Raw genomic sequence first — 24,962 nt, forward strand, 5'->3', positions numbered from 1 at the left:
AAACACAAGCCCAAATGCCTAGTTGTTAAGGCGCGTCACTGTGAAACCGCGCGCTTCGAGCATCGCGGCAAGACCGTCAGGACCAATGAGGTGAGCCGTGCCAACTGCAACCAGCGGCCTTTCGTCAGCCTGAAGGCTTTGTACCAGAGGTTCGATCCAGTCTTCATTGCGGCCCACCAGCAGGGCGTCTCGCAATTCAGGATCTGCCATGATGCCGGTCTTTGTGGCTTCCTCAAGCACCGCAAGATCACCTGCGATCCAGGCGCGCATCAACTTGCCCGGCTCATCGCGGCTCGCAGCCCATTCACGCACGGTCCCTTCGAGTAGGTCGCGTTGATCCTCTTCGGCAAGCTGGTCGAACACGCCGAGTTGGCCGGCGGCGGTCTCGAAACCGCGCACTTCACGCTGCGCGAAATCACGGATGAGTGCGCGATCGACGCCATTGCCGGGGTCACCGTTTGCATCGACCCGCGAAAGCATGATGGCGGCGGCCCAGCTCTCGGTGTCTGCGAAATCGCCAGCCGGAAAATCCGAGCGCGCTATCATCGTGGCGAGCGGTTCGCGCAGGTCCTCTTCCACCCGATCGTTCAACGGGCCGAGCCCTTCGGTGCCAGCGAGCTCCCCAAATGTGAGCGCAATCTGCGCTCGATTTTCGAGCTCAGCCACTTCCACCCACAGGTAATCTGCGTCTGCGACAAGACTTTCGATTGTCTGCGTACGCCACGATACGCCATCGGGGAGGGCGTGGATGGTGCCCAGCATCCATCCCTCGACCTCCCCGTCGGCATTGGCGATTTCGTAGACCAGCGGATTGACGCCGGGGAAATCGACCGCTTCCTCGCGCTCGGCGCACGCTGTCAGAGACAGCGCGAAACCGAGCGCGAAGGCGGCGAACATGCGCGAGAGCATTACTGGATGCGCTCTGCCGTCAGGTCATATTTGGTGAGGTAGTCCTGCACACTCATCTCCCCCGCAAGATGGCCTGCTCCGACTGCAACAAAAACCGTGCCGGGCTCGTCCATGCGAGCGTCAATCCACTCGGCCCAGTTGGCGTTGCGCTCGTACAAAAGTGCTTCGGCAAGCTCCGGGCTTTCGCTCATGCTTTCGTTCATGGTTTCGGCAAGCCCGTCCGCATCGCCCTTGATCCACGAATCCACCATTGTGTCGATCATGGTCTTGACCTCCTCGACGCCTTCAACGGTCGACATCAGGAGCTTGAGCTGCTCATCCTGAGGCAAAGAGTCGAAAATGCCGAGCTGGAATTCGACCGTCTCAAGGGCGTCCTTCGACGTGTCACCCGCCTTGGCGATGATCACCTTATCGACACCGGAAGCGGGGTCATAGCCGTTCGCCATCAGCGGCAGGAATGTGAGCGTGACGCTTGCCATCCAGGGCTTGAACGGATCGAACGCCGCCTCGGGAACGCCGAGCCCCGCGAGCGCGGCCTCGTACTGCGCGGTTTGCTCTTCATCGAGAAGCGAGCGCAGCGTCGTGCCCGGTTCGAGCATGCCCATCTGCATGGCAAGCTGCTGAGACTTTGCTTCGTTCTCAGGCGACTCCATCAGTTCAGTGACAACGAGATCGGACGAGGAAAGGGCTGCGTCGATCTCGGCGTCGTACCACTGGAGCTCTTTGGGCAGGATGTGGACCGTGCCGAAGAGATAGATCGTGGTGTCCTCGTCGCTGACTTTCCAGAGCGCGGGGCCCTCGGGTCCGGCGGGGAGAACAGTTTCAGCCTCCGCTTGCGCGGTTTCCATGTGAGCATCAGCCAGCGCCGGTGACGCGGCGATAAGGGCAAGGCTTGCTGCGGCGGTGGGTAGGAGATGTGCAAGTTTCATGTATGCGATCCTTTCAGTGGGGTAAGTTGAGGCAGTATCAATTGATGGAATGTCATTGTGGTTCGTCGTGGCTCAGAGCTACCAGCGTCATGATACCTTCCTGTACATGTTTGCGGCGACCGAGACGGCCACAGTAGCGACAAACATGATCATAAGGTCAGGCTCGGGCGCGAAACCGCCGCGGTGAGCGATCCACCAGAGGGGTGCGCCAAGGCCGAAGAACTGGAAGCCGATCGTCTCACCGAACTCCATCTCGCCGCGCTCAAGCTCGTCCATGTTGACGCGGTTGAAATAGACTAGCGCGGGCATTCCAATCAGCCAGACCGCGCCAAGGAACAGGGCGATCCATTGCGGGATAGGGCCGTTCGACCAGAACTCGATCCCCTCAAGGCTGTCTCCGCGAATGACGAAAGGCAGCATAATCACGACTACGAAAGTCATGAGGAAAAACATGAGCTTGCCCATTCGACGTGCGCGAGGCGTGTCGGGATCGCCATCACGTAGGCTAGGTGAGCGGCGGTAGGCGTAAACCAGGATCGGTACACCGCCACCGATGCAGACTAAGCATACCAGCAAAGCAGGGATGGAAAGCGTCTCTCGCAATAGGACGACCCCAAGGCCCACAAGGCCGCCATAAAGAAGGCCGATGCCAGCGCCAGCAATCATGGCAGTGCCGAGCTGTTGCTTGAGCATCGTAAGCAGGCCGAGCGGAGCATCTGCGTCGTGTTCGGTTTTGTCGTTCATGATGAGCGCTTCCAAAGGGTTGCGATGGAGGAAATCACGCCGGTGACGATAAAGAGGATCATCACGTCGGGCTGCGGGAAGACTTCGGCGCGCCAGCCCATCCACCAGATCGGAGCGGCGTAGCCGAAGACCTGAAAACCGACCATCATTCCGAAGTCACCAGCAGCACGGCCATGCTCGTCAGAGTTGCGGCGTCCGAAAAGGATGAGGAAAGGCATGGCGATCGCCCAGATCGAAATGGCGGTGATCGCGGGCCAGAAGGGCATCGGGCCGTTACTGAAGAGGATTTCCGTCGCCCGCTGCTCGCTGTCGGACAGAATGATCGGGAAGGCGGTTGCTATTCCCACTCCGACGACAGCGACCAGCAGCCAGCGGATCCGGTTGCCACGCGCGGTGTGCGGCTCTCCCATCGTGAAATCGGGGAACCAACGCCAACAAAAATAGCCCGAGACAGCGACAATTGGAGTGCCAATCACGACGAACAGGATGTCGCTTGTGTCGCCGCCATTGAGAAGGTTTTTCAACCCTACGCCGACCAGAATTCCGCCGATCAAAACGACGGTCAAAAGGACTGACCAGCCAATCAGATGCAGCCAGTAGCGTGTGTGCGAGAACTCTGCTTCTTCTTCGAATTGGTCGGGGGTGGTCATTGAAAAACTCTCATTGGGGTCTGCGATTGCAACCGGATGTTCTGGATGGGGTCGAATGATCACCCGGCGCGCTTTGCGGCCCACATTCCTAGGAATGTGAACATCACGACGAGGAACAGCGCGAAGTGATTAATAGGCGGCAAGAGCGATCCTGAGGCGGCGATTGCCCAGGCAAGATACCCATAAATGTACAGGTTGAACGCCCAGTAGGCCGCATCCCTGGTCGACTTGCGCTCGAAATCGTCGATGTCGCGCTCTCGAAGAATGCCCAGCGGAAGACCCAAGCCGACGGTGACGAACAGCAGCAAACCTGCCTCGAAACGGGTCAGCGAAAAGTCGCCTTCGATGAAGCGGTCGGTCACTCCGTTGGTGACAAAATAGAAGCTCGTCGCTGCTCCCAAGATTACACATAACAGGAGGACGAGCTGCGACCTGCCGGTTTTGCTTGAAAGTGAGGGCGGATCAAAGTTTCCGATCCGCAGCGACCAGATCAACGCCGCTAGACCAACAGCAACCGTTGTACCTATGACAGCCGCTCCGCGAAGGTCGATCCCGCGTTCGGCGAAGACGACTACTCCAGCACCAGCGCCACCAACGGCGATGCAAACACCAAGGTAAAACAGCACCTGACCCAGAAACGGGCGCGCGGCTCCGTTGTCTTCGATCTCATCAGGCTTCGTCATCGAAAATCTCCTCGATGCCCATCTCGAACAGACGGGCAATACGGAATGCCAGCGGCAGGGAAGGGTCGTGCTTGCCAGTCTCGATCGCGTTCACCGCCTGGCGAGACACGTCGAGACGCCCGGCAAGTTCGGCCTGGGACCAATCGCGCTCAGCGCGCAGCACTTTGAGGCGGTTCTTCATGCGCGGCGCGCCTCGATTGCGTCTGAGATCCAGGCGAAGGCGTAGCCTGCGTGGAAAGCCAGCACGGTGAAGGAGGCGAGCGTGCGGGCATCGGTGAAGAACAGCGAGAAGGTATCGCGGGTAGGCTCACCCTCTGGGTTGCTAAGCGCGAAGCCGGCCGAATAGGACACATCGAATATGTCGAGCGTGAAAGCCGCAAAAAGGTAGATTGCGAGGCTTGCGAGCGCCCAGCGATAGCCAACTGTGACCATCCCATGGAAATAGTCGTCGACCCGGTGCGCCCAGAGACCGGCAACAAGCCCGCCAACAGCGCCGCCAAGTGCCCAAGCAAACACGATCGAGTCGCTACCGATAAACGCATTCGCGAAATTGACGATCGAGCAGGCGGCTCCGAACCAGATCACCTTGTACTGGTAGCTGCGCTGATGTTCGTCGATTGCATAAGGATCGTAGGGCATCAGACACCTCCCCGCAGACGCTTCCAGAAAAGACCGATGTAGAAGGCGACAATTGCGAGGCCGACAGCCATGATCGGCTCGAAGTCCTGGCGGCGCTCACCGGCGGTCATGCCGTCATAGGCTCCCTCGAGAGCGGGGAGGCCGAAGACAAGCAGCAGCAGCGCGGCAAAGGCAAGGCTGGCCGCCGAGGTCCACAGACCGCGCGTGTACTCATCAGCATTGCGGGTGAAGAGCATCATCCAGCAGCATGCGACCGTGACGGACGAGGTGAACGTAGCGAGCGCATCCGACGCACCGGTGAGGCTTAGAGCGATGACTGCAAGAAGCGATACGAGCCCGGTCCAACCGGCTGCCATAAAGATGTTTGCTTTATTCATTGCCGCTAAATCCTTCACGCAAGCGACCCGCGACGAGCGCGAGATTGTATGCTGATGCAATGAGCGCGATCGCCATCGTTGCCTCGATTTGCGGAAACCAGTCGCGAACGAAGGGGAAAAGACGAAGCATCGCCACGAGACCGGCCACTGCCAACCCCCAACTCGCCGCAGCCAAGTGCTGGCGTTGAACGAATTCGTCTGTGTCCGCGAGCGTTCCAAGGGGCCAGGCGAGCGACATTGCCGCACAAATGGCTGGGACAAAGGCCAGTTCACTGAGGCCCGCATTACCTAGGCCGCCTGCGATGAAAATCTCGGATCCAAGCCACAGCAACGACGCGGGGAGGCCAATCCATTGAAGATCGTAAGCGCGAGAACGTTCGTACTCGCCGGGTACTTTCGGATCGTATCGCATCAAATGTCTCCCCGCAGACGCATAGTTGCCAAAGGCAGGTGGAAGGCGAGCGAGATGAGAGCGAAGCCGAGCACTGGGGAGACCTCCAGATTGCTGCGGATTGGCTCTATCTCGAGAAGGGCAAGAACCCCTACCACTGCGCATGCAATTGTGGCCGAGCGTCCTATCAGCCGCTGGACGAACTCGTCGTGCAAGCTGATAAAGACAAGACCTATCAGCGTACCCGACATAATTGCGACGGCGACGCTCTGAAGTGCTTCCAGAGCGGGAACAAACACTGTTGCGATGACGAGAATAGTGTCGAGAAGACCGATCCAGAGCGTATTGAACGCGGCACTGCGATCGTTTTCGGTGGTGTGGAGTGGGGACTTGGTCATCGCGTTGTTACTCTCTCGATAAGCACTCGGCCTGCCGGCTTTGACCGTAAGGAAGACCGCGGCGATTGAATTCGGATGGATCAGGCTTTGCCTCGCTTACGCTTGAACAGATATCCGATGTAGAAACCGCTCGCCGCGATGTAGAAGGTGAACCGCTTGTCGGATGTGGCTTCCCACATGCTGAATTCGAAACGATCGGCCATGTCGGCGATGATCGGGATGAAGGCCGTCCAGAGGGTGACTGCCAGCATTCCGCCAACTGCGCCCGCATAAGCGAGGCCGCGCTGGAACTCGTCATACTGCTTGTCCGCCAAGATGATGCTCAAAGAGATGATGATGAAACTCGTAGTCACGACGGGCGTCTCCCCATCGTCCGAAAGCCCAATCAGGACCCAGCCAAGCGCTGTCATGATAACGCCGGTCACGGCCGCCCAATTGAGCACTTTGGCCTTGTCTTCATGGGACATTGGTTTGCGCCAGTACATAGTCAGTCAGCCTCTGGGTGGATTGAAAAGAAGGGGGTGGCCGCTCTCGCTCGTCCGGTAATTCGGGGTTCGACCCGGATTTCGCGAGAGCGGCCTAGCCAGCATCATGCGCCTGGAGTTGCCGCTTCCGATGCTGGGTTGGAGGTGTTGGCAGCGAAGCGAGCGCGCTCCGCATTGGCCTGTGCAACCGCAACGCGGACCTCGGTTTGAGCTGCGGCGAGAGCGCTGCTGCGGCATTCGCGCTCAAGGCGGATCGAGGCGCTGTCGCGGCCACCGTTCCGGCACATCTGGTTGATTTTGGTGCGAACACGGTCGTCGAGGCGGGTAACGCCGTCGCGGGTCGTGAGGTCGAGATCCTTGTGATCGATGACCTCTTCGAACTCGGTCGAGTTGACAGGGGTAGCCGATGCAGCGGCGGGGATGGCGAGAGCTGCAGCAGCGGCGGCGAAGATGATGGAATTGCGCATTTTGATGTTCTCCTGGGGAGGAAATGTTGAACTGGTTTGTCACAACAACCTTCCGGAATGTCAGGTTGCCCTTACTTTATGTCGCGATTCGCTGACCATGTCAACATGACCTTACATTTGGTCATGCTGACCTTACGAAACCCGCAGAAATGAGCGGTTTTGGGGTGTGCAAAACTGGCTGATGCTGCGCTGCGGCATTGACCCCGCATGGGCCTTAAGCCATGGCCGCGCCATGGAATCGGAGACCAAAATGGCGCTGGACGAATCGGGTTCGCGAACCCGCGATCCGCGCACGTCCTTTCAGGACATGATCTTGACGCTGCACGACTTCTGGTCTGCCAATGGCTGCGTCATTTTGCAGCCCTATGATATGCGGATGGGGGCGGGCACGTTTCACACCGCGACCACGCTGCGCGCGCTTGGTCCGGAGCCGTGGAATGCCGCTTTCGTACAGCCTTGTCGCCGCCCGACCGACGGGCGCTACGGTGAAAATCCCAATCGGCTCCAGCACTATTATCAGTATCAGGTGATCCTGAAGCCATCGCCCGGCGACATTCAGGAACTCTATCTCGACAGCCTCAAGGCAATCGGGATCGACCCGCTCAAACACGATATCCGCTTTGTCGAGGACGACTGGGAATCGCCCACGCTTGGCGCTTGGGGTTTGGGCTGGGAGGTCTGGTGCGATGGGATGGAAGTTACCCAGTTCACCTATTTCCAGCAGATGGGCGGCTTCGACTGCAAGCCGGTTGCTGGCGAGCTTACCTACGGGCTCGAACGCCTCGCCATGTACATCCAGGGCGTCGACAACGTTTACGAGCTGAACTTCAACGGCCGCGGCACATCGTATGGCGAGGTTTTCCTCGAAAACGAAAAGCAGATGTCGAAGTGGAACTTCGAAGTCGCCGACACCGACGGCCTTTTCGATCTCTTTGCCAAGGCCGAGGCTGAGTGCCGCAACGCGCTCGACAATGACGTGCCTATTGCCGCCTATGAGCAGGCGATCGAGGCGAGCCACGTCTTCAACCTGTTGCAAGCGCGCGGCGTGATCAGTGTTCAGGAGCGCGCGAGCTATATGGGCCGCGTACGCGATCTGGCTCGCTCTTCATGCGAGAAATACGCCGAACTCATGCGGCCCCGGTGGGAAGCGCAATATCCGGATTGGAGCCTCGTCTGATGGCCGATTTCCTGCTCGAATTGCGCTGCGAGGAAATTCCGGCGCGCATGCAAGCCGGTGCGCGCAAGGAACTCGACAAGCTGTTCCGCCGCGAGATGGAAGCCGCCGGTGTCGCGGTTGGTAATCTCACCATCTTCTCGACGCCGCGCCGCCTTGCGCTGATTGCGCGGGACTTGCCAAAAGAAACCGAAGCCGTTCGCGAGGAGGCCAAGGGCCCTCCGGTCGGCGCCCCAGATCAAGCCGTCGACGGGTTCTGCCGCAAGAACGGCGTCACCCGCGAGAGCCTCGAAGAACGCGAGGTCAAGGGCCGCGCGACCTGGTTCGCGGTGATCGAGAAACCGGGTCAGGCTGTCGCCGACCTGCTGGCCGCAGCGATCCCCGCGATCATCAGCGATTTTTCATGGCCCAAGTCGATGCGCTGGGGCGATGCCTCGATCAGCAGCGAAAGCACGCGCTGGGTCCGCCCGCTTTCCGGCATCGTTGCGCTGCTTGACGGCGAGGTTGTGCCTTGCGTCACCGACGGCATGGCCAGCGGCCGGGTCACGATGGGCCACCGCTTCCACTCGGACGGCGGCATCCCGATCGACGACGCCGACGACTACGCACCGCGCCTTCGCGACGAGTACGTGATCGTCGACCACGAGGAACGCGCGAACATCATCCGCGAGGGTGCGAGTAATGCGGCTGCGGACGCTGGCCTCAAGCTGGTCGAAGACGAAGGGCTGGTGATCGAGAACGCCGGCCTCACCGAATGGCCCGTGCCGCTGCTTGGCCGGTTCGACGAAGCATTCCTCGACGTGCCGCCGGAGGTCATCCAGCTGACCGCCCGCGTGAACCAGAAGTATTTTGTGTGCGAGGATGCGGATGGCGAGCTCGCAAATGCCTTCATCTGCACCGCGAATATCGCTTCGGTCGATCCGACGGGGGTGGTCGACGGCAACCGTAAGGTCCTCGCCGCGCGTCTGGCCGATGCGCGGTTCTTCTGGGAACTCGACCAGAAGAAAACGCTCGCCGAGCACGCCAAGGGACTGGAGCGGATCACCTTCCACGAGAAGCTGGGCACGGTGGCCGACAAGGTGGACCGGGTCGCGAAGCTGGCCTCATGGCTCGTTTTCGACGCTAAGGAGCCGAATGGCGATCACCAGCTCACCCGGACTGCCGCAGAGCTGAGCAAGGCAGATCTCGTGACCGAGATGGTCGGCGAATTCCCTGAGTTGCAGGGTCTCATGGGTGGCTATTACGCTCAGAAGGAAGGCCAACCGCAGGAAGTCGCAGACGCTGTTCGCGATCACTACAAGCCGGTAGGGCAGGGCGATGATGTACCGACCGCCCCCACGACCGTCGCGGTAAGTCTCGCGGATAAGCTCGACAACCTGCTGAGCTTTTTCAAGATCGACATTCTTCCGACTGGTTCGAAGGATCCCTTCGCGCTTCGCCGCGCCGCGCTCGGATACATCCGGCTTGTGCAGGCCAACGGCTTGAAGCTGTCTCTGGACCAGGTGGTCCACGCTTGGGACAGCCAGCCGAACCAGTCTCTTGCTGAAAAGCTGACCGAGTTCCTGCACGACCGCCTCGCGGTGCAGCTTCGCGATGAAGGGGTGCGGCACGACTTCATCCGAGCATCGCGTGACTGGTCGGGCAGCATCGACATGCGCATCGACCGCGTAGAAGCGCGGGCTAGGGCGCTGACCCGATTCCTGGGCAGCGACGATGGCACCAACCTCCTCGCCGGCTACAAACGCGCAGCCAACATCCTCAAGAAAGAAGAGTGGGAGGCGAAAGAGGTTTCCTACTCGCCCGAACCTGCCGAAAAGGCTCTCATCGACGCGATCAATGCTGCCGCGCCAAAAGCCGCTGCGGCGGTCAATGAAGAGCGCTTTGAGGATGCGATGGCCGCGCTTGCTACTCTGCGCGCGCCTATCGACGCTTTCTTCGACGAGGTGACGGTGAATGACGATAACGAGAACAAACGCGCCGCTCGTCTCGACTTGCTCGCCCGCTTCACTTCAGCCGTTGGCCAAGTCGCCGATTTCAGCCGGATCGAAGGCTGAACCCATGGCGGTTTCGGACCTTTTCGCGAAGCTGCCGGTTTTTCTCTCAGGACCGTGTAACATGCGGTCCATGTTACCCTGTAACACGACCCCACAAAGGGCCTCTCTATGACCACCACCGTCTACCCCTTCGGCGGAGCCGCCGCTCACGATGACCCCCGCCAGCGGGACAAGACGATCACGGGGGGCAAGGGTGCAAACCTCGCGGAGATGGCCTCGATCGGTCTGCCGGTCCCACCCGGTTTCACAATCACCACCGAGGAAAGCGTGCGCTACCTTCAGGGCGGTGAGGAGTTCCGCGACGAACTGCGAGGCGAAGTCACAAACGCGCTCGCTCATATCGAGGCATCGGTGGGTAAGACCTTCGGCAATGCAGCCGACCCCCTGCTGGTCTCGGTCCGCTCGGGCGCGCGGGTGTCGATGCCGGGGATGATGGACACCGTGCTGAACCTTGGCCTTAACGACGACACGGTCGAGGGTCTCGCGAAGACCAGCGAAGACGAACGCTTCGCCTGGGACAGCTATCGCCGCTTCATCCAGATGTACTCGGACGTTGTGCTCGGCCTTGATCACGGCCTGTTCGAAGAGGCGCTGGAAATCGTCAAGGAAGACAACGGCTTCTACAACGACACCGAACTCAGCGCCGACGACTGGCGCGGGATCGTCGGACAGTTCAAGGGCATCGTTGACGAAGAGCTTGGCAAGCCGTTCCCGCAGGATGTGAATGAACAGCTATGGGGCGCAATCCGGGCGGTGTTCGACAGCTGGGACAGCGACCGCGCCAAGGTCTATCGCCGCCTGAACGACATCCCCGCCGACTGGGGCACGGCGGTAAACGTGCAGGCGATGGTGTTCGGCAACATGGGCGAAACGAGCGCCACCGGCGTCGCCTTCACCCGCGATCCTGCAACTGGCGAGCGCGCCTATTACGGCGAATACCTCATCAACGCACAGGGCGAGGACGTCGTCGCCGGCATCCGCACGCCGCAATACCTGACCAAGGCTGCGCGTGAGGCGGCGGGGGCAAAGCCGCTTTCGATGGAAGAGGCAATGCCAGATGCTTATGGAGAGCTTGCCCGCGTGTTCGACCTGCTTGAGGGTCACTACAAGGACATGCAGGACATCGAGTTCACCGTGGAACGCGGCAAGCTCTGGATGCTTCAGACCCGCAGCGGCAAGCGCACGGCAAAGGCAGCGCTCAAGATGGCGGTCGATATGGAAGGCGAAGGCCTGATCGACCGAGAAGAAGCGGTGCGGCGCGTCGACCCGATGGCGCTGGATCAACTGCTCCACCCAACGCTTGATCCTGAAGCACCGCGCGATGTGCTTGTCACCGGCCTGCCTGCGTCGCCGGGCGCGGCTGCCGGAAAGATCGTGCTCGACGCCGACACCGCCGAGCAATGGGCGAACCGCGGTGACAAGGTCATCCTCGTGCGCGTCGAGACCAGCCCGGAAGACATCCACGGCATGCACGCGGCACAAGGCATCCTGACGGCGCGCGGTGGCATGACTTCACACGCTGCGGTTGTCGCGCGCGGAATGGGCCGTCCGTGCGTTTCAGGCGCGAGCGGCGTATCGATCGACCGCAAGAGCCGGACGCTTCGGATTGGCAATTCCGAGATGAAAGAGGGTGACGAGATCACCCTTGATGGCGCAAATGGCCAAGTGATGATGGGCATCGTGCCCACGGTCGAGCCCGAGCTTGCAGGCGACTTCGGCACACTGATGGAATGGGCCGACGCGCTGCGCCGGATGAAGGTGCGCACCAACGCCGAAACGCCCGCCGACTGCGCGATGGCGCGGCAGTTCGGCGCGGAAGGCATTGGCCTGTGCCGGACCGAGCACATGTTCTTCGACGCTTCGCGTATCAGCGCGGTGCGCCAGATGATCCTTGCTGAGGACGAGCGGGGGCGTCGCAAGGCACTCGACTTGCTGCTGCCCGAACAGCGCGCGGACTTCACCTCAATCTTCGAGGCGATGGCAGGGCTTCCCTGTACGATCCGCCTGCTCGATCCGCCGCTTCACGAGTTCCTGCCGACGCAGGACGCTGAGTTTGAAGAGCTTGCCGATGCAACGGGGCTGGGCGTCGATCACCTCAAGCGCCGCGCAGGGGAGCTGCACGAGTTCAACCCGATGCTCGGCCACCGCGGGTGCCGCCTGGGGATCACCTATCCCGAGATCTACGAGATGCAGGCGCGCGCAATCTTCGAGGCGGCATGCGACGTCGCTGCTTCAAGCGGTGAAGCTCCGATCCCCGAAGTGATGATCCCGCTCGTCGCGACCAAGCGCGAACTTCAGCTTCTGCGCGCTCTGGTCGACAAGGTTGCGGCCGAGGTGTTCGAGGAAAAGGGCGCGAGCGTTGAGTATCTCGTGGGCACCATGATCGAACTTCCGCGCGCTGCCCTGATGGCCGGTGAGATCGCCGAAGAAGGCGCGTTCTTCAGCTTTGGCACGAACGATCTGACCCAAACCACGCTGGGCGTTAGCCGCGACGATTCGGCGCGCTTCCTCGCTCCCTATGTCGAGAAGGGCATCTTTCCGCGCGATCCGTTCGTCAGTCTCGACATCGACGGTGTCGGTCAGTTGGTCGAGCTTGCGGCAGAGCGGGGCAGGGCGACCCGGGCCGACATCAAGCTTGGCATCTGCGGCGAGCATGGCGGCGACCCGGCTTCGATTGCGTTCTGCGAAAAGGTCGGCCTCGACTATGTCAGCGCCTCACCGTACCGCGTTCCGATTGCTCGTCTCGCGGCGGCTCAGGCTGCGCTGAAAGCCTAGCGCCAACCCGTCAGAACGAGGATTTCGAAGGTCTCGGTGACTTTGCCATCCTCGTCACGCATCACATCGAACTCCGCCCTTGCACGGGCCAGCCAGTCGCGGGTCAGGGGCGGGGCGGGGGTCGTGAGCGAGCGGGTAAGGCCGTGGTCTCGCAGGTCCTCGATCATCCGCTCAAACGATCCGAAGCGGACCTTGAGAGGATAGCTGTCCACCACCTGCCGCTTGAACATGGCGCGCTCCATCAGGCCGGTTGCCCCACGCAAGTCGACAAGCGGGTGCGTGCGAGCAGCGGGCCGGTCACCATCAGCTGCAAGGGCAATGCGGCGCAGTGAAGGTAGAGAGCCTGCTCCAGGAAGGGCAGTGAGAAAGAGGCCACCTTCGGCAAGTGCATTGCGCGAATGGATCAGCGCGCCGGGAAGGTCGTTTACGGTGCCAAGGCCAAGCAAGTGGACGATGAGGTCGTGGGCTTCAAATCCGCTCGGGCGTTCTTCGTCGAACTCGCCAAGGCGGGCCAGCTTGCATTTGGTCCCATCAGCTTGGAGTGCACTCGCGAGACTGCCCGTCATGTCGCCTACCAGAAGAGCCCGCTGCGCCTCGAAGCGCATAAAAGCAAGGCGGTCCTCAATGTCTTCGCACATCGCGTCGAGGATGTAACTGGCCGGCTCCGCGCCGCGCTGACGTGACCTTGCGCGAGCCCACTTGGCGGCGGCTTGTCTGCGGTCGAAGATGCGGGGAACTTGTGTCGAAGTCATCGCGCGACCCCTGCCGCGCTTGTGTCCGGTGCGCAAGAGGTGCAATCTGATCGCGATGGGGTGGAGGTCGCAACTCAGCACCAGTCTGAAAGAAGGGCTGAGCCCGGTGGTCGACCTCGTCTACCCGCCGCGATGTCCGCTGTGTGGTACGGCGCTTGCCTCGCAAGGTGGGCTCTGCAGCGAATGCTGGGGCGATATCGAGGTACTGGGCGAACCTGCTTGCTCTGGCTGCCAGCGCCCGATGGGCTCCGCTGCTGCGAGTGCGTCGGACCACTGCTTTGCTTGTGTTAGCGAGCCTCCGCTGCACGACGGGATCATCGCCGCTAGCCTCTACAATGATGCCTCGCGCAAATTGATCCTCGCATTCAAACACGGCGGCAAGATCGCAATCGCGCCCTTACTGGCGGGCCTTATCGCAGCGAGGATGGCGCCCAATGATGGGGAACTGCCGTTACTTGTCCCGGTGCCGCTCCATCGCTGGCGACTCTGGTCACGCGGTTTCAACCAGGCGGCGTTGCTCGCAACCGAGTTGTCGAGGCGCGGGAAGGGCGAGTTGCTCGTAGATGGCCTCAACCGCTCCAAGCGGACACCAAGCCTTGGAGGGCTGGGGATCGAGGAACGCGCCGATGCATTGCGTGGGGCCATCGAAGTGCGTGCAAACGCGAAAGGATCAATCACGGGTCGGAATGTGATCCTTGTCGACGATGTCCTAACAAGCGGTGCGACGAGCGATGCCTGCACGAAGGCGCTGCTCGATGCGGGCGCTGTTTCGGTCCGCATCGCCTGCTTCGCACGCGTGGTTGATGGCAGCGGGTTGGGGCAAGACCGGAATCGCAACCCGGAGCAAAAAAGCGAAACGCCCGAGGCCATGAAGACCCCGGGCGCCACGTGACGAAATGGTTCAGATCCGCTCTAATGAGCTCAGATAGCGACCCCCTAACTTCGCTATCAGGACCTTGTCCCTCATCGTTCAATCGACCAGTCCAACACCCCGCTGTTGGCTTTGATCGACCACCCCCTGAACCTGGCACTTACGCGCCGGTGTTCGGTGGAAGAGCGCCGAAACGCTCAATGGCCTCGTTGTTCCACTCAAGTTCATCTTTCGGAAGTCGAAACCTGAGCTTTGTCCTATTTTGATCCGCATATGTTGTTATCGTGCAACATTCTATCGCATGGGACGAACCGCTTGTCGCTGCTATGGGCACATTCCAACTTTCTCGGAGACGATTCTTGCCTGACCCCGACGCATTATCCACCCAGCAGATCGAGCAGGGTAGCCGCTTTGCACCCAAGTTCGACGCGTCAGGATTGCTCGCATCGGTGGTCATCGATTCGCGCACTAAAGAGGTCTTGGTGATCGCCTTCATGAATGCCGATGCGCTTCAAAAGACGAGGGAGACCGGCAAAGTGCACTTCTGGTCGCGGTCGAGGTCTTCGCTTTGGATGAAGGGCGAGACCTCAGGGAATGTTCTGTCGGTCGATGAGATACGGGTCGATTGCGATCAGGATGCGCTGGTTATTTATGCGACGCCCGCTGGTCCGACCTGTCATACGGGTGAGACCAGCTGCTTTTACCGAAAGCTCGATTTGTCGGCCCCGGACGGGTCTGCCCTGTCCCGGCTCGCTTAGTGGGTGACTTCCCGTCAGCGTGAGGCCTTGACGTTCACGTAAAGGTAAAGTAGCCATCGGAAATGGCTTCTGCACCTGAACAAAAGACCGCCGCCACCGCCAAGGGGGCTTCGTCGAATTCCGCGAGCGAGGGGCAGCGTCGTAACGGCGCGCATCTCGATCGGCCCGACAAACTTGAGCGCGAACAGTTCTCGATCTCGGACCTTACGTCGGAATTCGGCTGCACAGCACGCGCTCTCCGCTTTTACGAGGATGAGGGGCTTATCAGTCCTGCACGCGTGGGCTTGACCCGCGTCTATTCAAAGCGGGATCGCGCACGCCTCGCTTGGATCATGCGCGCGAAGAACGTGGGGTTCAGCCTCACCGAAATTCGCGAGATGATCGACCTTTACGACCTTGATGACGGGCGTGTCGAACAGCGCCGTGTCACGGTCGAGAAGTGCAAAGCGCACATCGCCAAGCTCAAAGCGCAGCGCGCCGACATCGACAGCTCGATCAAGGAACTCACCGGCTTCGTCAGCGAGATTGAACAGCTCAATCTCGGCTGACCTCACTGACACTTTGCTTTTACCTCAAAAACGCTCAGCACAAGGGATCAACTGATGCCAACCTACACAGCCCCCACTCGCGACACGCGCTTCGTCGTCAATGAAATGCTCGACCTTGCAAGCTACGGAAACCTTCCGGGCTTCGAAAACGCGACCACCGACATGATCGACACCGTGGTCAACGAAGCGGGCAAGTTCTGTTCGGAAGTCCTCGCTCCGATCAACCAGGCTGGGGATGAGCACGGTTGCACCCGTCACGAGGATGGCAGCGTCACTACCCCTCCGGGCTTCAAGGAAGCCTACGACGCCTATGTCGAAGCGGGTTGGGGCACACTGGCGAAACCTGAAGAATTCGGCGGCCAGAACTTGCCTCACGTGCTTGGCTTTGTAGTTGAAGAGTTTACCGCTGCCGCCAACCAGGCTTTCGGGATGTATCCCGGCCTCACTAATGGTGCGACTGCCGCGATCGAAGCTGCCGGTTCGCAGGAGCAGAAGGAAACCTACCTTCCCAAGATGATCTCGGGCGAGTGGTCCGGCACGATGAACCTGACCGAGCCGCATTGCGGCACCGACCTCGGCATGATCCGCACCAAGGCCGAACCGCAGGCCGATGGCAGCTTCAAAATCACCGGCACCAAGATCTTCATTTCCGCTGGTGAACACGACCTCACCAGCAACATCATTCACCTCGTTCTCGCAAAGACCCCGGGCGCTCCCGACAGCGCGAAGGGCATCTCGCTCTTCATCGTGCCGAAGTACATTCTCGACGAGAACGGCGAACCGGGCGAGCGTAATGGTGTCGTCTGCGGCTCCATCGAGAAGAAGATGGGCATCCACGGCAACTCGACCTGCGTGCTCAACTACGACGAAGCCACCGGCTACATGGTCGGCGAGGAGAACAAAGGCCTTGCCGCGATGTTCGTGATGATGAACGCCGCGCGCCTCGGTGTCGGTATTCAGGGTCTCGCGCAGGCAGAGGTTTCGTATCAGAACGGCGTCAACTACGCTCTCGACCGTCGTCAGGGCCGCGCTCTCACCGGTCCGGCTGACAAGGATTCAAAAGCCGACCCGATCTTCGTTCACCCCGACGTTCGCCGGATGCTGATGGACGCCAAGGTATTCAACGAAGGCATGCGTGCACTGTGCCTGTGGGGCGCGCTTCAGGTTGACTTGACGCATAAGGCCCAGACCGAAGAAGAGCGCCAGCTCGCCGATGACCTCATCGGCTTGATGACCCCGGTCATCAAGGGTTATGGCACCGACAAGGGCTACGACATCGCCAACAACATGCAGCAAGTCTATGGCGGCCACGGCTACATTAGCGAGTGGGGCATGGAGCAGTTCGTGCGCGACGCGCGTATCGCGATGATCTACGAAGGCACCAACGGCGTGCAGGCGATGGACCTTTGCGGTCGCAAGCTTGCCAGCAAGGGTGGCCGCGCAATCCAGGCCTTCTTCAAGATGCTCGACGACGAGATTTCGGAAGCCAAGGGCAATGAAGCTCTCGCTCCGCTCGCCGAAAAACTCGAAAAGGCATTGGGTGAGCAGAAGCAGGCGACCATGTGGTTCATGCAGAATGCAATGGCGAACCCTAACCACCTCGGCGCGGGCGCGCACCACTACATGCACATCATGGGCATCGTGACGCTCGGCTTCTTCTGGCTCAAGATGGCCAAGGTCGCACAGGCGACTTTGGAAGCCGGGACCGAAGATAAAGCGTTCTATGAGGCAAAAATGACGTCTGCGTCCTATTATGCAGAGCGCTTTTTGCCCGATGCAGGGGCTCTGCGGCGCAAGCTTGAAGCTGGCAGCGACAATTTGATGGCGCTCCCGGAAGAGGCATTTGCCACCGCAGCTTGACGGATTACTGAAGTCGTCACCGAGGTCCGGTTCTGGGGGGAACCGGACCTCTTCTTTTGTCCGCTGAGCAGGCGAGCTTCCACTAGATTTGGCGAGTCCGTTGCTGACCGCGAGGATAGACGGGCTCTCGTCGGCAGAACGAAATACTCGAAGCTGAGTCGAGGGTTCTAGGATCGATTCAACCTTAGCCAGTGATAGGCTGAGGGCCATGAATTCAAAAGCTATGAACAGACAAGTAAGTTAATGACAGTTAAAAATGGCTCCATTCGCAAATGAATTTGGCTAATAAGTCTGTATTATGACTGCCAAAATTGTTGTCGCCTCCGTCCAATACTGAAAAACTATTTGAAACGACGATTGCGGTCGATGGGAGGAACCTATGGCTGATATCGTCAAGCAGATTATGGACCGCTATGCTGGCTTTTCTTTGAAGTCCGGCGATGATGCTGACATCAATTCCCTTACCTATCTTGATTTCGAGGAGCCTGAAGATCAGCCGCCTATTGGTGGCCGTCTTGTTCTGGTCTTAGTGGAATCGCGTATCCTTGATGCGATCGATGGAGAGACGCCGGATCAAGATCTGCTCTCGCGGCTCGAAAGGTTTAAAGGAGATCTTCGAGCGGAGGGAATGCATACCCGCTTCATCCGTGCCGATCTCTACGATGGTGTCGATCATAAAGATGGTCTGACTCTTCTCGCCCTGCGCCGTTTCCTGATCGACATTCGGGAAGCATTCCCGAGGTTTGAGGGCGTGGTGCTTGTTGGTTCTTTCCCCGAAGCATCGCTTGTCCGCCGGTGGTCCTGGGCCTCTCCGCACGGAAATGCCAGTCCTCCCTGGACCGGCGGTACGCCCCACCTGACGATCGTGCCGGAATCGGTTTCGCGTCGCTCCGAGATCGTTCTTGCGGATCTGACAGGTCAGTGGGAGCGGCTGTATCACAAGGAAGTTGAGATCGAGGCCTGGCTGGCCAATGCCACCAGCGACATGGGAGACGGTTGGCGCAACGGAGAGACGATCCTGGACTGCACCTTTACCTCGAACGACTACAAGGCCGGCAAGCTGACGTTCAAGGATTGCTTCTACGTTGACGATGCGAACTTCACGGTGCTCAGGCGTGACGATAATGCCAATCCGCAGCTTATTGTGAGAGTGCGCACTCCGCTGCCTCATCCCGAAGTTGCGCCCGAGGATCGCAGCTCGGTCAACGTTACAGCACGACCGGATATCAGCGTGTCGAGGATCGATGCGAGCAACATTGCCTATGATCCTAGTGCGCGGAAGCAAGGCACCAACGGGGAACGTTTCGTCGACCCTCAGGGCGATCCGAATGTGGTTCCAAGCACAGATCCCAATTTGGTGCCAGCAAACCAGCGCGCCATGTTCACTTCGTTCAATCCATTGCTCGAGCGCCGTCTGTACAATCAATACTTTGATCGAAATCACCGCTTCCGAATTGGCGGTTGGTCACATCATGAATTGCAGGCTGGTGTCATCTCCGGGACTTCCGACTTTTCGGCGGCGAACTATCTCGGCGTTCTCAAAGAGGCGGCAACAAACTTCGGTCGCGATGTTACGGTCGATCAGGCAAGTCCCAAGGACTATGTCGATTTCCTCAAGACACCTCCCGCGTTCAAGTACATCATCGCCCACTCGAACTGGCAAATATCAGAGTTCGATGGGGACTACGAACCTGATGAGTTGCAATCCGCATGCGGCGGCACTCCCTTTCGTTGGAAATACGAAAGCGGCGCTTTTCGACCTAGCTTCGAAGGCCAGGGTAAGATCGTCGATTGGACGATCCACCGCACTTTGTTCCAACATGGAACAAACAAGGATGCTCCGGGCTGCCTGATGATTCACGGCGGCTGCGACGTAAATACCGTAGAAGGCACGCACAGCCACACTCACGATAGCAAGTATTACGCGCCGTGGCAGAATGCCGAAGGAATCCTGTTCGGATCGAGCGCGGTTGCGCTTTTGTCGCGCGCAAAAACCTTCAATGACGCACCGAGAGGTATGGGCGCCGGGCTTGGTACAGGAACACGGGCAAACTTCGGCAACGCCTGGCGGCATTATTACGATTTGCAAGCGGGCGATGCGGCGCTGGCACCTGTGGTCGTCCAGAACAAGCGCGCGTATTTCTGGAGCATCACGGGCGATTGGACCTTGCGGCTCAGCAACAAGAACGGTCTCGGTCTACTTTCTCTCGAAGGAAGCGAGATCAGGGACGAGGTGATCCATCCGACTCAGGCGTGGATCGGTGCCTGGAACTTCGATTCTTCACGTGATCGCCACAAAGGCACAGGGAACTATGACGGCTCGGGCCAGGATAGCATAGCCGTACAGAGTGACTGGGGCATAGCGATAGTCAAGCACGATGGCACGCGATGGACCGCTCTCACAGTTGCCGAAAGAGATACTTGGTTCGGCCAGTGGCGCTGGGATGCGACAGTAAACCGGGGGCGCGATTCGATCAGAGCTACCGGTCATCTGACCGACAGGAGGCGCGACCAACTGCTTGTGACGAGTTCGTGGGGCATGGGCGTCTTGAGCCAGTCTGGTAATAGTATGACGTCGACCCGGACCTATGAATCGGGCACTCGGATCGGGGGCTGGGTCTATGATGTCGCGAAAACTGTTCATCGAGGCATCGGAGATTTCGACGGTGATGGTCATGACGAGGTGCTCGTCTCAAGCGGTTGGGGCATCGGCTTGCTTTCGCTCGAACACAATCGCGACATTGCTATGCACAAAACGGGTGACCGATTGGGATCATGGGTGCTCGACAGCTCGCGCAACCGGGTCGTTAGCATCGCGGATTTCGACGGGGATGGCAGCGACGAGATCATGATCCGGAGCGACTGGGGTATCGGCATTCTGAAACACGCAAATGGCGGCCTCAAATCCATCGCCATGCATGCTTGGGACAGTGATCTTGGAAATGGTTGCATCCTAAGCAACCGAAGCCAGTTCCGTCACACTGGACGTTTTCTTGGCGGAAACCAAGATGCAATGATCCTCGCACAAAACGATGCCTGGTTCATCCTGAAACTGTCCAACGATCGCCTGACGGTGGCCGCGAAGCTTTCCGAGGGCGAGCGTTATGGCGGATGGCGATTCAATCCTGCGCAAAACTACTCTCGCGCCGCGGTACGAATGCGCGGAAACGACAAGCATCAGATCGTGGTGAACAGTCGTTGGGGTATCGGCGTGCTCGAAGTCGATGAAAGCAGACCGACTGTCTGCCACGCACTGCACCCTTATGATGACGTGCTAGGAAACTGGCATCTGACCCAGACCGACTACATCGCCGGCCCGTGCAAAACTTCCGCAGCAAGCGATGCCGAGACTCTTATGATATGGAAACGACGCCCATAGGACGGCCTTGCTGGTGCGAGGCTTCTCGACTTACTCCACCGGCAGGAAGTCCGGTACGGACAGGTAACGCTCGCCCGTGTCGTAGTTGAAGCCCATGATCCGGGTGCCGGCGGCGAGGTCAGGCAGCTTCTGTGCAATTGCCGCGAGCGTGGCACCGCTAGAGATCCCGATCAGCATTCCTTCTTCGCGCGCTGCCCTGCGGGCCATCTCCTTGGCGTCTTCGGGATCGACCTTGATCGCGCCGTCGATTGCGTTGGTGTGGAGGTTGCCGGGGATGAAGCCAGCGCCAATGCCCTGGATCGGGTGGGGGCCAGGCTCTCCGCCGCTGATGACGGGAGAGCCGACGGGCTCGACCGCATAGGCTTTGAAGTCGGACCAGCTTTTCTTGAGCTCCTCTGCGCAGCCTGTGAGATGGCCGCCAGTTCCAACCCCGGTGATCATCACATCGATGGGGTTGTCGGCGAAGTCGCCAAGGATTTCCTTGGCCGTTGTGCGCGCATGAACCGCGGGGTTCGAGCCGTTATCGAACTGGCTCGGCATCCATGCGCCTTCGGTTGTCTCGACGATCTCGGTCGCGCGCTCGATTGCGCCCTTCATGCCCTTTTCCTTGGGCGTCAGGTCGAAGGTCGCTCCGTATGCGAGCATCAGGCGTCGACGTTCGATCGACATCGATTCGGGCATGACGAGCACGAGCGTGTAGCCCTTGACCGCCGCAACCATCGCAAGACCGATGCCGGTGTTGCCGCTGGTCGGTTCGACGATGGTGCCACCTGGCTTGAGTGCTCCCGAAGCCTCTGCATCCTCCACCATGGCAAGCGCAATGCGATCCTTGATCGAGCCGCCGGGATTGGCGCGCTCTGATTTCAACCAGACTTCGTGATCGGGGAACATGCGCGACAGGCGAATGTGCGGGGTGTTGCCGATGGTCTCGAGAATGCTCGTGGCTTTCATGTTGTCTGGCCTCCTGCGGATTTCTGTTCTGTTTGTTCTTCTAGCAGATCGGAATTGTCTGTCAGATCATTTGGCGGATCAAAGGTTTTCGTAGTTCTGAGTACGGGGAATATTCGGCTCCAGGCGGCAACGGTTACAATTGCGCCCACTCCGCCTGCGACCACGGCCGCGACGGGACCGACCAAAAAGGCGAGTGTACCGGAGAAAAAGTCACCGCCTTCATTGGACGCGCTGATAGTGAGGAGCGATACTGAAGAGACGCGTCCGCGCTTGTCGTCTGGTGTGTGCAATTGGATCAGAGACTGGCGGATATAGACGCTGAACATGTCAGCCGCGCCCACGATAAACAGCATCGCGAGACTGAGCGGCATGGAGGTCGACAGACCAAAGACGATTGTCGCAACGCCAAAGATGGCGACCGCCCAAAGCATCTTCGGGCCGACATTGCTCTCAATTGGTCGGAAGGAGAACCACGCTGCCGTAAGTGCAGCGCCGACCGCTGGCGCCATGGCAAGCTGGCTCAGGCCCGTTTCGCCAACTTGCAAGATATCGCGGGCATAAACTGGGAAAAGCGCAGTCGCTCCGGCGAGGAAGACTGCGAACAGGTCTAGCGTAATGGCGCCCAGAACCATCTTGTTCTTCACCACGTAGCGCATCCCGTCGACGATTGCTCCGATGGGTCTCTGGTCTTTTCGAACGGCGGGTTGCGGCACCTTGCCGATCATGGTGAGCGCGATCATCGAGATTACGAACAGACCCGTTGCAACGGCATAGGGAAGGGCAGGCTCGATTGCGTAGAGGTACCCGCCGAGCGCCGGCCCGCCGATCATGCCGACCTGCCAGGCGATGGATGACAGGGCGATGGCGGTCGGCAGGATCGCCTTTGGCACGAGATTGGGGGCGAGCGCCGAAAGAGCAGGACCAGCAAAGCCACGCGCGACACCGAGGACGATGGCAATACCATAGAGGACTGGAAGGCCGATCTCTCCCGTCCACGTCGTCCAGCCAAGCGCCGCGGCACAGAGCAACTGCAGGAACACCGTTAACCTCGCTAGCGAGCGACGGTCAAACCGGTCGGCGGCCAAGCCGGAAAAGGGCGTTAGGACAAACAGCGGCAGGAATTGCAGCAGGCCAATCAGCGCGAGTTGCCCCGACGCCTCGGCAATGCTCATGCCGCCATCGCGTGCGATATTGTACGTCTGCCAACCGATGATCAGCAGCATCGCGTACTGCGCGAGCGTCATCGCAAGGCGGCTGAGCCAATAGCAACGGAAATTGTGCACCCTGAACGGGTGCGTCTGGCTCGATGTTTCGGCGATAGTCACGAAGCGCCCAATGACAGGCGCACCGCTCGCTGCCAAGCGAGGGCTGCTAATGTCCCGTGAAGAAGCGGTTTAGATCAGCGGTTGCGGCGCAGGCGCGGGTTAGGCTGCAGCGTGTCGATAATTGCGACAAAATCGTCGAGGCGGATGATGCGTTCGAACTGGAAGCCGGCGCGCTCGTCGCGGGTCCAAATGACGTAAGCTTCGATCCGACCCACCACCGGAAGGCGAATGATAACCCGGTCGCCGCGGCTGAGTGAATGCGCGTCGTCGACCATAAAGCCATGCGCAGAGATGTTGCAGACATGAAGATTGAGGTCGCCATTCGAAAAATGCTCGACAATCACCGGAAAGTCGACAGGGTGCCGCGCAGCCCTGCGCAGGTCCGTTACACTCAGATTAGCTCCTGCCGTCACAGTCGGCGCCCTCCATATTCTCAACTGCTCACCCCGCGTGAGCCATCACCCCTAATGCTGGGTAAAGGCTGACATTTGGTAAAGGCGGTCGGGACCCCGTTTGTCAAAGCGACTAACGGTGACTGACTGAGGACTGTCTAGCGGCTGAGGAGACCGTGCTTCTTCTTGCCAAGGCTGAGCTTGACGCTTGCGCCATCGGCGATCTCAATCAGAGAGCCCGGATCGCTGACTGGCTCGCCATCGAGTTTGACCGCGCCCTCCGCGATCTTGCGCTTGGCTTCGCCATTGCTGGCAGTGAAGCCAATCTGCGTCAGGATCGCTCCAATGCGCATGCCATCGCCTCCGACGCTGAGGGTAGGCAAGTCTTCACCCGCGCCGCCGCCAGCGAAGGTAGCATTGGCGGTTTCCTCGGCAGCCCTGGCTGCAGCTTCACCGCGAACCATCGCGGTCACGGCATTGGCCAGCACAACCTTGGCATCGTTGATCTCAGCGCCTTCAAGCTTTTCAAGGCGTGCGATCTCATCGAGCGAAATATCGGTGAACAGCCGCAGGAACTTGCCAACGTCGCGATCGTCAGTGTTCCGCCAATATTGCCAAAAATCGTAGGCGGGCAACGCGTCCTCATTCAGCCAGATCGCGCCGTCCACCGACTTGCCCATCTTCGCGCCATCAGCGCGCGTAATGAGCGGGGCGGTGACACCGTAGACTTCGCGCTGGTCGATCCGGCGATTGAGTTCGATCCCATTGACGATGTTGCCCCACTGATCGCTGCCGCCAAGCTGGAGCTGGCAATCGTAGTCACGCGCCAGCACCAGAAAGTCGTAAGCCTGCATGATCATGTAGTTGAATTCGAGGAAGCTGAGGGGCTGCTCGCGATCGAGCCGCAGCTTCACCGAATCGAATGTCAGCATCCGGTTGATCGTGAAGTGCGGCCCCACATCTCGCAGCATTTCAATGTAGCCAAGCTCGCTCAGCCAATCGTCATTGTTGATCAGAAGTGCGCCGGTCTTGCTGTCATCGAAATCGAGGATCCGTTCAAAGCTGCCCTTTATCCCCTCGATATTGCTCGCGAGGCGTTCCTCGGTCAGCATCGTCCGGGTTTCATCCTTGCCTGAGGGATCACCGACCTTCGCAGTCCCGCCGCCCATGATGACAATGGGTCGGTGGCCTGCCTGCTGAAGGCGCTTCAAAAGCATGATCGAGGCGAGATTGCCGATATGCAGTGACGATGCCGTCGGGTCGAAGCCGACGTACCCCGTCACAACCTTCTTGGTGACGAGCTGATCCAGCGCGCCGGGATCGGTGATCTGATGAAGGTGGCCGCGCTCTTCGAGCAGACGCAGAAGGTCGGATTCGTAAGTCATGCGCCGCGCTTAACAGTGGGGAGGGTTGCTTGGAAGTGGCTTGCTCGCATGGGTGCAGTGAGCCAT

Annotated in this window: 25 protein-coding genes; 8 read left to right on the top strand and 17 right to left on the bottom strand. The window is 59.7% G+C overall.

Going from position 1 to position 24,962, the window contains the following annotated elements:
- Positions 1–18: 18 nt before the first annotated feature.
- From NAP1_RS05020 to NAP1_RS05075, 12 genes are all read right to left on the bottom strand, one after another.
- Positions 19–909 (bottom strand): TraB/GumN family protein, encoded by an 891-nt coding sequence (locus tag NAP1_RS05020; protein WP_007164154.1) that lies wholly within the window; start codon positions 907–909, stop codon positions 19–21.
- Complete coding sequence (locus tag NAP1_RS05025; protein ID WP_007164155.1) at positions 909–1,838, bottom strand: TraB/GumN family protein; 930 nt, start codon at positions 1,836–1,838, stop codon at positions 909–911. The genes NAP1_RS05020 and NAP1_RS05025 overlap by 1 nt, the downstream gene beginning before the upstream one ends.
- Before the next feature lie 87 nt (positions 1,839–1,925).
- Positions 1,926–2,582 carry a hypothetical protein gene (locus NAP1_RS05030; protein ID WP_156777205.1) on the bottom strand — a complete coding sequence of 219 codons (657 nt, stop codon included), beginning with the start codon at positions 2,580–2,582 and terminating at the stop codon, positions 1,926–1,928.
- Positions 2,579–3,232 (bottom strand): hypothetical protein, encoded by a 654-nt coding sequence (locus tag NAP1_RS05035; RefSeq protein WP_040464257.1) that lies wholly within the window; start codon positions 3,230–3,232, stop codon positions 2,579–2,581. The genes NAP1_RS05030 and NAP1_RS05035 overlap by 4 nt, the downstream gene beginning before the upstream one ends.
- 59 nt (positions 3,233–3,291) lie before the next feature.
- Complete coding sequence (locus NAP1_RS05040; RefSeq protein WP_007164158.1) at positions 3,292–3,915, bottom strand: hypothetical protein; 624 nt, start codon at positions 3,913–3,915, stop codon at positions 3,292–3,294.
- Positions 3,902–4,096 carry a helix-turn-helix transcriptional regulator gene (locus NAP1_RS05045; protein WP_007164159.1) on the bottom strand — a complete coding sequence of 65 codons (195 nt, stop codon included), beginning with the start codon at positions 4,094–4,096 and terminating at the stop codon, positions 3,902–3,904. Before NAP1_RS05045 ends, NAP1_RS05040 begins: the two co-directional genes overlap by 14 nt.
- Positions 4,093–4,554 (bottom strand): hypothetical protein, encoded by a 462-nt coding sequence (locus NAP1_RS05050; protein WP_007164160.1) that lies wholly within the window; start codon positions 4,552–4,554, stop codon positions 4,093–4,095. Before NAP1_RS05050 ends, NAP1_RS05045 begins: the two co-directional genes overlap by 4 nt.
- Positions 4,554–4,931: a hypothetical protein gene (locus tag NAP1_RS05055; protein WP_007164161.1), complete on the bottom strand. Its 378-nt coding sequence runs from the start codon at positions 4,929–4,931 to the stop codon at positions 4,554–4,556. The genes NAP1_RS05050 and NAP1_RS05055 overlap by 1 nt, the downstream gene beginning before the upstream one ends.
- A complete protein-coding gene (locus NAP1_RS05060; protein WP_007164162.1) occupies positions 4,924–5,343 on the bottom strand; it encodes a hypothetical protein in 420 nt (139 codons plus the stop codon). Before NAP1_RS05060 ends, NAP1_RS05055 begins: the two co-directional genes overlap by 8 nt.
- Positions 5,343–5,720, bottom strand: coding sequence for a hypothetical protein (locus NAP1_RS05065; protein ID WP_007164163.1), 378 nt, complete (start codon positions 5,718–5,720; stop codon positions 5,343–5,345). The genes NAP1_RS05060 and NAP1_RS05065 overlap by 1 nt, the downstream gene beginning before the upstream one ends.
- A gap of 80 nt (positions 5,721–5,800) precedes the next feature.
- Positions 5,801–6,187, bottom strand: coding sequence for a hypothetical protein (locus NAP1_RS05070; protein WP_156777206.1), 387 nt, complete (start codon positions 6,185–6,187; stop codon positions 5,801–5,803).
- 122 nt (positions 6,188–6,309) lie between these two features.
- Positions 6,310–6,672: a UrcA family protein gene (locus tag NAP1_RS05075; protein ID WP_007164165.1), complete on the bottom strand. Its 363-nt coding sequence runs from the start codon at positions 6,670–6,672 to the stop codon at positions 6,310–6,312.
- Positions 6,673–6,979: 307 nt separating this feature from the next.
- Between NAP1_RS05075 and NAP1_RS05080 the strand changes: the two genes are divergently transcribed.
- The 3 genes from NAP1_RS05080 to ppdK all read left to right on the top strand — a co-directional run bounded on the left by NAP1_RS05080 (position 6,980) and on the right by ppdK (position 12,675).
- Complete coding sequence (locus NAP1_RS05080; protein WP_193353890.1) at positions 6,980–7,849, top strand: glycine--tRNA ligase subunit alpha; 870 nt, start codon at positions 6,980–6,982, stop codon at positions 7,847–7,849.
- Entirely contained in the window at positions 7,849–9,900 is a 2,052-nt protein-coding gene (gene glyS, locus NAP1_RS05085; RefSeq protein WP_007164167.1) for a glycine--tRNA ligase subunit beta, read from the top strand. Before NAP1_RS05080 ends, glyS begins: the two co-directional genes overlap by 1 nt.
- 108 nt (positions 9,901–10,008) lie before the next feature.
- Positions 10,009–12,675 (top strand): pyruvate, phosphate dikinase, encoded by a 2,667-nt coding sequence (ppdK, locus tag NAP1_RS05090; protein WP_007164168.1) that lies wholly within the window; start codon positions 10,009–10,011, stop codon positions 12,673–12,675.
- On the opposite strand, the gene NAP1_RS05095 is transcribed toward ppdK, so the two are convergent.
- Positions 12,672–13,427: a hypothetical protein gene (locus NAP1_RS05095; protein WP_007164169.1), complete on the bottom strand. Its 756-nt coding sequence runs from the start codon at positions 13,425–13,427 to the stop codon at positions 12,672–12,674. The genes ppdK and NAP1_RS05095 overlap by 4 nt on opposite strands.
- Positions 13,428–13,533: 106 nt before the next feature.
- Between NAP1_RS05095 and NAP1_RS05100 the strand changes: the two genes are divergently transcribed.
- The 5 genes from NAP1_RS05100 (at position 13,534) to NAP1_RS05120 (ending at position 20,843) form a co-directional block, all read left to right on the top strand.
- Entirely contained in the window at positions 13,534–14,319 is a 786-nt protein-coding gene (locus tag NAP1_RS05100) for a ComF family protein (protein WP_241761180.1), read from the top strand.
- A gap of 305 nt (positions 14,320–14,624) precedes the next feature.
- The gene (hisI, locus tag NAP1_RS05105; protein ID WP_007164171.1) at positions 14,625–15,056 is read left to right on the top strand and encodes a phosphoribosyl-AMP cyclohydrolase; all 432 of its coding nucleotides are present in this window, start codon (positions 14,625–14,627) and stop codon (positions 15,054–15,056) included.
- Between the two features lie 62 nt (positions 15,057–15,118).
- Positions 15,119–15,604, top strand: coding sequence for a MerR family DNA-binding transcriptional regulator (locus tag NAP1_RS05110; RefSeq protein WP_007164172.1), 486 nt, complete (start codon positions 15,119–15,121; stop codon positions 15,602–15,604).
- A 54-nt stretch (positions 15,605–15,658) separates the two neighbouring features.
- Complete coding sequence (locus tag NAP1_RS05115) at positions 15,659–17,464, top strand: acyl-CoA dehydrogenase C-terminal domain-containing protein (protein ID WP_007164173.1); 1,806 nt, start codon at positions 15,659–15,661, stop codon at positions 17,462–17,464.
- A gap of 379 nt (positions 17,465–17,843) precedes the next feature.
- Positions 17,844–20,843 carry a VCBS repeat-containing protein gene (locus tag NAP1_RS05120; RefSeq protein ID WP_007164174.1) on the top strand — a complete coding sequence of 1,000 codons (3,000 nt, stop codon included), beginning with the start codon at positions 17,844–17,846 and terminating at the stop codon, positions 20,841–20,843.
- Between the two features lie 30 nt (positions 20,844–20,873).
- Here the strand turns inward: NAP1_RS05120 and cysK are convergent, their stop codons facing one another.
- The 4 genes from cysK to tyrS form a co-directional block, all read right to left on the bottom strand.
- On the bottom strand, positions 20,874–21,794 hold the full coding sequence (cysK, locus tag NAP1_RS05125) for a cysteine synthase A (protein WP_007164175.1): 921 nt from the start codon (positions 21,792–21,794) through the stop codon (positions 20,874–20,876).
- Entirely contained in the window at positions 21,791–23,113 is a 1,323-nt protein-coding gene (locus NAP1_RS05130; protein WP_040464746.1) for an MFS transporter, read from the bottom strand. The genes cysK and NAP1_RS05130 overlap by 4 nt, the downstream gene beginning before the upstream one ends.
- Positions 23,114–23,193: 80 nt before the next feature.
- Complete coding sequence (locus NAP1_RS05135) at positions 23,194–23,532, bottom strand: PilZ domain-containing protein (protein WP_040464259.1); 339 nt, start codon at positions 23,530–23,532, stop codon at positions 23,194–23,196.
- A gap of 137 nt (positions 23,533–23,669) precedes the next feature.
- Positions 23,670–24,896: a tyrosine--tRNA ligase gene (gene tyrS / locus NAP1_RS05140; RefSeq protein ID WP_007164178.1), complete on the bottom strand. Its 1,227-nt coding sequence runs from the start codon at positions 24,894–24,896 to the stop codon at positions 23,670–23,672.
- Positions 24,897–24,962 lie beyond the last annotated feature (66 nt).

Source organism: Erythrobacter sp. NAP1 (assembly GCF_000152865.1).
Lineage (GTDB): Bacteria > Pseudomonadota > Alphaproteobacteria > Sphingomonadales > Sphingomonadaceae > Erythrobacter.

Bases quoted from the DNA above. Each gene is read 5' to 3' on its own strand.
- NAP1_RS05020 (WP_007164154.1), bottom strand. From the start codon at position 909: ATGCTCTCGCGCATGTTCGCCGCCTTCGCGCTCGGTTTCGCGCTGTCT.
- NAP1_RS05025 (WP_007164155.1), bottom strand. From the start codon at position 1,838: ATGAAACTTGCACATCTCCTACCCACCGCCGCAGCAAGCCTTGCCCTT.
- NAP1_RS05030 (WP_156777205.1), bottom strand. From the start codon at position 2,582: ATGAACGACAAAACCGAACACGACGCAGATGCTCCGCTCGGCCTGCTT.
- NAP1_RS05035 (WP_040464257.1), bottom strand. From the start codon at position 3,232: ATGACCACCCCCGACCAATTCGAAGAAGAAGCAGAGTTCTCGCACACA.
- NAP1_RS05040 (WP_007164158.1), bottom strand. From the start codon at position 3,915: ATGACGAAGCCTGATGAGATCGAAGACAACGGAGCCGCGCGCCCGTTT.
- NAP1_RS05045 (WP_007164159.1), bottom strand. From the start codon at position 4,096: ATGAAGAACCGCCTCAAAGTGCTGCGCGCTGAGCGCGATTGGTCCCAG.
- NAP1_RS05050 (WP_007164160.1), bottom strand. From the start codon at position 4,554: ATGCCCTACGATCCTTATGCAATCGACGAACATCAGCGCAGCTACCAG.
- NAP1_RS05055 (WP_007164161.1), bottom strand. From the start codon at position 4,931: ATGAATAAAGCAAACATCTTTATGGCAGCCGGTTGGACCGGGCTCGTA.
- NAP1_RS05060 (WP_007164162.1), bottom strand. From the start codon at position 5,343: ATGCGATACGATCCGAAAGTACCCGGCGAGTACGAACGTTCTCGCGCT.
- NAP1_RS05065 (WP_007164163.1), bottom strand. From the start codon at position 5,720: ATGACCAAGTCCCCACTCCACACCACCGAAAACGATCGCAGTGCCGCG.
- NAP1_RS05070 (WP_156777206.1), bottom strand. From the start codon at position 6,187: ATGTCCCATGAAGACAAGGCCAAAGTGCTCAATTGGGCGGCCGTGACC.
- NAP1_RS05075 (WP_007164165.1), bottom strand. From the start codon at position 6,672: ATGCGCAATTCCATCATCTTCGCCGCCGCTGCTGCAGCTCTCGCCATC.
- NAP1_RS05080 (WP_193353890.1), top strand. From the start codon at position 6,980: ATGATCTTGACGCTGCACGACTTCTGGTCTGCCAATGGCTGCGTCATT.
- glyS (WP_007164167.1), top strand. From the start codon at position 7,849: ATGGCCGATTTCCTGCTCGAATTGCGCTGCGAGGAAATTCCGGCGCGC.
- ppdK (WP_007164168.1), top strand. From the start codon at position 10,009: ATGACCACCACCGTCTACCCCTTCGGCGGAGCCGCCGCTCACGATGAC.
- NAP1_RS05095 (WP_007164169.1), bottom strand. From the start codon at position 13,427: ATGACTTCGACACAAGTTCCCCGCATCTTCGACCGCAGACAAGCCGCC.
- hisI (WP_007164171.1), top strand. From the start codon at position 14,625: ATGGGCACATTCCAACTTTCTCGGAGACGATTCTTGCCTGACCCCGAC.
- NAP1_RS05110 (WP_007164172.1), top strand. From the start codon at position 15,119: ATGGCTTCTGCACCTGAACAAAAGACCGCCGCCACCGCCAAGGGGGCT.
- NAP1_RS05115 (WP_007164173.1), top strand. From the start codon at position 15,659: ATGCCAACCTACACAGCCCCCACTCGCGACACGCGCTTCGTCGTCAAT.
- NAP1_RS05120 (WP_007164174.1), top strand. From the start codon at position 17,844: ATGGCTGATATCGTCAAGCAGATTATGGACCGCTATGCTGGCTTTTCT.
- cysK (WP_007164175.1), bottom strand. From the start codon at position 21,794: ATGAAAGCCACGAGCATTCTCGAGACCATCGGCAACACCCCGCACATT.
- tyrS (WP_007164178.1), bottom strand. From the start codon at position 24,896: ATGACTTACGAATCCGACCTTCTGCGTCTGCTCGAAGAGCGCGGCCAC.